General features: G+C 48.0%; 2 protein-coding genes and 1 pseudogene. 2 read left to right on the forward strand and 1 reads right to left on the reverse strand.

Annotation, left to right across the window (positions count from 1 at the left end; translation table 11 throughout):
* Window positions 1-35: 35 nt before the first annotated feature.
* Window positions 36-1,541, reverse strand: coding sequence for a F0F1 ATP synthase subunit beta (gene atpD / locus I5M27_RS18175; RefSeq protein ID WP_200507818.1), 1,506 nt, complete (start codon window positions 1,539-1,541; stop codon window positions 36-38).
* A gap of 753 nt (window positions 1,542-2,294) precedes the next feature.
* Between atpD and I5M27_RS18180 the strand changes: the two genes are divergently transcribed.
* Window positions 2,295-5,000, forward strand: a complete 2,706-nt coding sequence (locus I5M27_RS18180; RefSeq protein WP_200507819.1) for a T9SS type A sorting domain-containing protein — start codon at window positions 2,295-2,297, stop codon at window positions 4,998-5,000.
* 669 nt (window positions 5,001-5,669) lie between these two features.
* Window positions 5,670-7,234: pseudogene (locus I5M27_RS18185) on the forward strand (immune inhibitor A domain-containing protein); the annotation flags it as partial.

Below are 7,234 nucleotides of genomic sequence, written 5' to 3' on the forward strand. Positions count from 1 at the left end.
TCATCAGCACATTACCACATTAGCATATTAAATAATTATTTCGCTTCCGCCATCAGTCTTTCACCTTTGGCAACGGCATCTTCAATAGAACCTACTAAGTTGAAAGCAACTTCCGGCAGGTGATCGTATTTACCGTCCATGATCTCGTTAAAGCCTTTGATGGTATCTTTGATATCTACCAGAACGCCGGCAAGACCGGTGAACTGCTCGGCCACGTGGAATGGCTGCGACAGGAAACGCTGCACGCGACGGGCACGGGATACAACCAGTTTATCTTCTTCCGAAAGTTCGTCCATACCAAGAATGGCGATGATATCCTGAAGTTCTTTGTAACGCTGCAGAATTTCTTTTACGCGCTGGGCTGTATTGTAATGATCAGCACCCAGAACGTCTACAGAAAGAATACGGGAAGTTGAATCCAATGGATCTACCGCAGGATAGATACCTAACTCAGCAATTTTACGGGAAAGTACAGTTGTTGCATCTAAGTGAGCAAACGTTGTAGCCGGAGCCGGGTCAGTTAAGTCATCCGCAGGTACGTAAACGGCCTGTACAGAAGTAATGGAACCTCGTTTGGTAGAGGTAATACGCTCCTGCATGGCACCCATTTCAGTTGCCAGCGTTGGCTGGTAACCTACCGCCGATGGCATACGACCTAAAAGAGCCGATACCTCAGCACCTGCCTGCGTAAAGCGGAAAATGTTGTCGATGAAGAAAAGGATATCACGACCAGCACCTTCGCCATCGCCATCGCGGAAGTTTTCTGCAATGGTAAGACCAGAAAGAGCTACCCGAGCACGCGCCCCAGGAGGCTCGTTCATCTGACCGAACACCAAGGTAGCCTGTGATTTTTCAAGTTCGTTGTGATCTACTTTAGACAGATCCCAGCCACCGGCTTCCATAGAGTGTTTAAACTCTTCGCCGTAACGGATAATATCAGATTCTAAGAATTCGCGCAATAAGTCGTTTCCTTCGCGGGTACGTTCACCTACACCGGCAAACACCGAAAGACCGGAATAAGCCTTTGCAATGTTGTTTACCAGCTCCATGATCAATACCGTTTTACCTACCCCGGCACCACCGAAAAGACCAATTTTACCACCTTTTACATAAGGAGCAAGTAAGTCGATAACTTTAATACCGGTGTAAAGGATCTCGGAAGAAGTAGCCAGGTCTTCGAAACGTGGCGCGCTGCGGTGAATTGGCAGGCGTTTGGTAGAAACCGGCTGCGCAATACCATCAATGGCCTCACCAATTACGTTGAACAGACGGCCTTTAATAGCATCGCCGGTTGGCATCGTGATCGGACCTTCCAGGTCGTTTACCTGCGTACCGCGGGTCAGACCTTCAGTTGAGTCCATGGAAATGGTCCGTACGCGGTCTTCGCCTAAGTGCTGCTGCACTTCCAGAATGATCCGCTGGCCGTTTTCTTTGATTACCTCAAGCGCATCGAGGATGTTTGGTAACTTTGATGATTCACCAGAGAAGCTAACGTCCACTACCGGACCGATAACCTGGGTAATCCTGCCAATATTTGCCATGTGTTTTACTATATAAATATAAAGTATGTAAGAACAGTATTCTTTCAGGGCGCAAAACTAATGCTTATTTCCCGAAATTCAAACAGATCGTTTTTAAATAATTTCAAAATAACGCAGGCAAACACTCAAGCCCAGAATTCCCTTGAAAACCCGGCTAAAAAACTACAAGTAACAGGTTTAAAGGAATTTACCTTTCCAATCACTGACCAATACATATTCAATTAAAAACAGTTTAACTCATGAAACCGGTTAGTATCAATTTTGTAACGCCCGCAAAACAGCAGCAGGATTCTGTAATTATGCATTAGCCTCAGAACGGCTATACACGAAGCAACCAAAGGTCAGATAGAAATTGCCAGGCTTATTTCCCCGGCATTGGGTTTTACCTTGATTTATTGTTCAGAGCACAACCACCCGTTAAACAGCAAGATCAGCAACAGCCTCTAAAAGACACCTGCCGGATATGGCAAATCGCCTTACTGCCCCGCCCGGCAACTTAATAGTACTTTTCAGAATTCTCCCTTAAAATACAACACCAGCTTTTATTATTAAAAAAAATAAAAGCACCTGATTTCCTTCAACTTACATTTCAAAAGCAAAATTTCAGCTTGAATATGCATTTTTCACTATTTTTATAACTATATAAAAATCACCGCTTTACCCGAACAGCAATCTTGTTGTGAAACAATAGGAAATTAGACTTTACTTTTTTACTTTTACCAAGCAAGTAATCTTCTCTTACAAAAATTTATTATGAAAAAACTTTACCTAGTCATCTGGCTGATGGCAACATCTATTCTCAGCCAGGCACAAACAACAATTGTGGTTCCTGCCGGAAACCCAACTGGCACTACCGAACGCCGGCCAATAGCCAGCTTTTATGGTTATGAACGCAGTCATATGCTTTACCTCGGTTCAGAGATCGGTACCTCCGGAACGATCAATGCAATCGGGTTTTATGTGCAAGCCAATACGCTTGCTGCCAGCGCTACCCTGCCGGTTCAGATCTACATAAAGCAGAGCACGGCAACTTCTATTACCGCCTCTACAGTTGCGGCCGCCGAAACAGGAGCAACGCTGGTATACAACGGAAACCTGAACATTGGCGCTGCAGCAGTCGGCACCTGGCTTACTATACCTTTAAGCACGCCTTTCCCTTATACGGGCGGCGCGAACAATCTGGAAATCGTAGCCGAATCTAACGGCGGCGGGTCCGGCTTATTCGGTTCAACCGCTATCACATACAGAACGAACACCACAACCGGCACGCTTTTGCAAAACTGGAACCAGGACAGCAGCCCGCCAACAGGCACCGGTACTACCTACTCAAACCGCCCGAATGTGCAATTATCCTTTATTCCAACGGCTCCAACCGAGATGGGTATTTCCGCCATTAACTTAAACTCAGGTTGTGGCCTGACTGCGCAAACCCCGGTATGCGTTACCATTAACAACTTTGGCACAGCTGCCCAAAGCAATGTACCGGTTAGCTACACCATAAATGGCGGCACCCCAGTTACAGCGGTATTCCCGGGTCCGTTAGCTTCCGGAGCCTCTGCTTCTTTCTGCTTCCCTACCAATGCAAACCTGGCAACGCCGGGCACCTATGTTGTTTCTGCTACTATTTCGCTTCCCGGCGACGTATTAGCCTCTAACAACACGGCTACAAAAACCATAACTTCTATACCTTCTGTTTCTACCTTCCCGTACAGCGAAAACTTTGAGAACGGACCAGGCGGCTGGTTAGCCAGTGGTACCAGCTCTTCCTGGGCACATGGCACCCCGGCCGGCACAGTTATCAATTCTGCCGCTTCAGGAACAAAGGCCTGGAAAACCAGTCTTTCCGGCACTTACAACAACAGCGAGCAATCTCGGGTAGTTGGACCTTGCTTTAACTTCTCCAGCTTAACCGGTGACCCGGACTTTGAAATGAAGATCTGGTGGAACATGGAAAACAACTACGACAAGGCTGCCCTGCAATCTTCTATAGACGGCGGTTTAACCTGGCAACACGTGGGTGCTTTTGGCGACCCTAATAACTGGTATAACAATAACAGCTCATCTGGCCCTGGCGTTGGCGGCGTGTATGTAGGCTGGAGCGGAAGAAACAGCTCAAGCAACGGCAGCAATGGCTGGGTAAAAGCCAAGCATAAACTTACCGGCCTGGCCGGGCAATCTTCGGTATTGCTGCGCGTAGCCTTCAGTTCTGACGGCAGTGGCCAGGATGATGGCTTTGCTTTTGATGACATCCGCATTGGCGATAACTCGAACAACTTGTCCGTAAATTCTTTTGTGCCACTTACCCAGATCTGTGGTTTCGGTGCGAGCGAAAAAGTAGAAGTGATGATCGAGAACCTGGGTGGTGTTGCTGTTTCTAACTACACCGTTCAATACCGCATTACGAACCCGAGCGGCGTTGTAGGAAACTGGGTTACCGGTCCGGCCGGCCCTACCCTGCAGCCAGATACTCAGGTGCCTTATATCTTTACGAACCAGCCGGCCAACCTTACCGCCGCCGGCGCTTATTCCATTGAAGTAAGAATTACCAACAACCAGGGCAACGACCCTGAACCGGCTAACAACAACCTTACTTACAATATTACCAACGCTCTTTACTCCAACTTCCCGGTTAACCTCGATTTCGAAACGGCGCAGACCAGCCTTGCATCTGCCCGCAAAATTACGAACCTGAATTCTGCCATTACTGAAGTTGCGGCTACTGGCTTTGGGGCTACTGCTTCTAAAGGTCTGATCATGGATGGTATCGACAATCCGAAATGGGTTGTTCCGGTTGGTACAACAAATGCCTGGGATCATAACCCTGACTTTTTCTCGGCAGTTTATATCTGCTTAGGCCCAACCAACATCGGTTCCGATTCCCTGCGTTTAACCTTCGATCTGAAACAATTCTATAAAGCTTCTGCCTACAACACCAACTTCCGTGTAACGGTAAACGGCCGCCAGGTAGATGTGCTGGTAGATGGCGTAAAAGACAACACGCTGAATCCACCTTTCGCTGGTTACGACACCCTGGATGCTCCATGGAAAAAAGTTGTGGTAGACCTTACGCCATATAAAAACAAAGGTGGCCTTCAGATTGGTCTGGAAAGCAGCGTAAAAGAAGCCTATGCCAACGGTAACGGCACCGCTAACGTGCTTGACAATATTCTGGTTGAGCGTGTAACCGTGGTAAATGGCGTAAAAGAGAACATCCTGCAAAGCAACGTAGTAGTGTTCCCGAACCCGTCTAATGGCTTATTCAACCTGAAAGTACCTGTTACCACCCGCAATTACTCAGTAGAAGTAATGGACCTGACGGGCAAACTGGTAAAACAGCAAACCGTAACCAACAACGCCGGTACAACCCAACTGAACCTGAACGGCACGGCCAAAGGAATCTACATCCTCAAGATCGCTTCCGAAGGAAACGTAGCTACCCGCAAGCTGATCGTGGAATAATTCATAAAGTAAACCTTAAAGCGAAAAACGCTATCGTTTTAGCTTCCAAAACTCAAAAGCCCCGAAAATACTTCGGGGCTTTTTTTTGTTTCCAGCCAAGTGAAAAACGGTAGGGTTTTAAGCTTAAAAAGTATGAATCGCTATACCGGCAATACTAAACGCAAAGGCCATTTTCCGGGAATATTTGTGCCGAAATACGCTGTATAAGACGGTAGCGAAACCAGTCTGAAAAGCACGGAAAACGGTAGGAAAACTAAACCAAAAACTCATCGTATCTGATTAAAATCCATGGATTTCTTTCCCAAAGAATTTCCGGGACGTTTGGATTGCAGCAGCAGCAAACTATTTTTCAGCTTTATTGTTATTTTCAAACTTTTTCAGTTTATTACAACACTTTTCCAGGGTTGTAAAACTATTACAGACAGCAATTTATCCCGGTGCTGGAACAAATATTGAGCGCTGGGAGATACAAAGGCTTTTACAGCCAACCAGAGCACTATTTTATTACTTTTCAATCGCTTACCTTTTTCAATGGATCAATAATACATTTCTGCAGCAAAAGTTTAGAGGCGGAGGGCGCAGATACCAGAATAGCATGTTATTTAAATTTGACAATCTCAATGTATTTAATAAATTTAAACAGCTAACACCACTTTAAACCTACTGCACATGAAAAAAATAATACCCTTTTCACTCTTTATGTGGATACTGGCGGGGCACGCCTGGGGGCAAGCCTGCACTACTCCTATTTCCACTTTTCCTTATTTCGAAAATTTTGAAGCTAGCAACGGAAGCTGGACCAGCGGCGGCTCGAACTCTTCCTGGGCTTGGGGTACCCCTGCCAAACCTACAATTATAGGCGCCGCTTCCGGCACCAAAGCTTGGGTAACCAACCTGGCCGGCACTTACAACAGCAGCGAAGCTTCTGCAGTTACGAGTCCTTGTTTTAATTTTTCTACCCTTGTGCAGCCCATTTTTCAGGCCAAGATCTGGTGGAGCAGCGAAGGCGGCTGGGATGGCGCTGTACTGCAATCATCTATCGACAATGGCGCTACCTGGCAACGGGTAGGCAATTTCGGCGACCCGAACAACTGGTACAATACGAGCTCATTTTTTAACAGCCCCGGCCCTGGCGGTCAGCAGCAAGGCTGGGCAGGAATCACAACTACTTCCAGTGGTGGTTATGTATTGGCAAAACATGCGCTGGTGGGCTTAGGCGGCCAGCCGAACGTACGCCTGCGGGTAGCATTTGCCGCCGATGGGATTATTGAATACGACGGTTTTGCGTTCGACGACGTTTCTATTATTGAAACGCCTACCCTGGACCTTGAACTAACAGCTTTTACCTCTCCAAATTCAGGTTGCGCCTTAACGGCTACTGAAAACGTTTGCGTGACCATTACCAACAAAGGCATTGCCGCGCAAACCAACTTCCCGGTAAGCTACCAGATCGGCAGCGGCCCGGTAGTTACCGAAACCGTAACGGCTACCATTGCCCCGCTTGGCACGTACACGTACTGCTTCAACCAGAAAGCAAACCTGGCAACGCCGGCCCAATATACCATTACGGCTACCACCTTATTAGCCGGCGACGGCGACCCGAGCAACAATACCGCTAGCAGAACGGTTACTTCGGTGCCCGTTATTTCTACTTTCCCTTACAGCCAGAACTTTGAAAACGGGCAGGGCGGCTGGCGCGCAGCCGGCACCAACTCTTCCTGGGCTTTCGGCACACCGGCCAAACAAACCATCATCGGCGCCTCTTCCGGCGTAAACGCCTGGGTTACCAGCCTGACCGGAACCTACAATACGAGTGAAAACTCCTGGGTATTGAGCCCTTGTTTTAACTTCTCAGGCCTGACCGGCGACCCTGATTTTGAGATGAAAGCCTGGTGGAACTCCGAGCAAGGCTGGGATGGCGCCGTGCTGCAATATTCTATAAACGGCGGCACCACCTGGCAAAACGTAGGCACGGCCAACGCCCCGAATAACTGGTTCAACAACGCCAACATCTGGGGAAACCCGGGCGGACAGTCGGTTGGCTGGAGCGGCATGGGCAGCGGCTGGGTGAAAGTGAAACATAAACTTACCGGTTTGGCCGGCCAATCGGCGGTAATGCTGCGCATAGCTTTTGGAGCGGACTCTTTTGGCAATTACGACGGTTTTGCTTTCGACGACGTGCGCATTGGCGACAACTCCAACAACTTATCGATCAATGCCTTTATGCCCCTTAC

Origin of the sequence: Adhaeribacter terrigena (assembly GCF_016623615.1) — a bacterium.
In the GTDB taxonomy this organism is placed as follows: domain Bacteria; phylum Bacteroidota; class Bacteroidia; order Cytophagales; family Hymenobacteraceae; genus Adhaeribacter_A; species Adhaeribacter_A terrigena.

Coding starts and splice junctions, on each gene's coding strand:
- atpD (WP_200507818.1), bottom strand. CDS start 1,541: ATGGCAAATATTGGCAGGATTACCCAGGTTATCGGTCCGGTAGTGGAC.
- I5M27_RS18180 (WP_200507819.1), top strand. CDS start 2,295: ATGAAAAAACTTTACCTAGTCATCTGGCTGATGGCAACATCTATTCTC.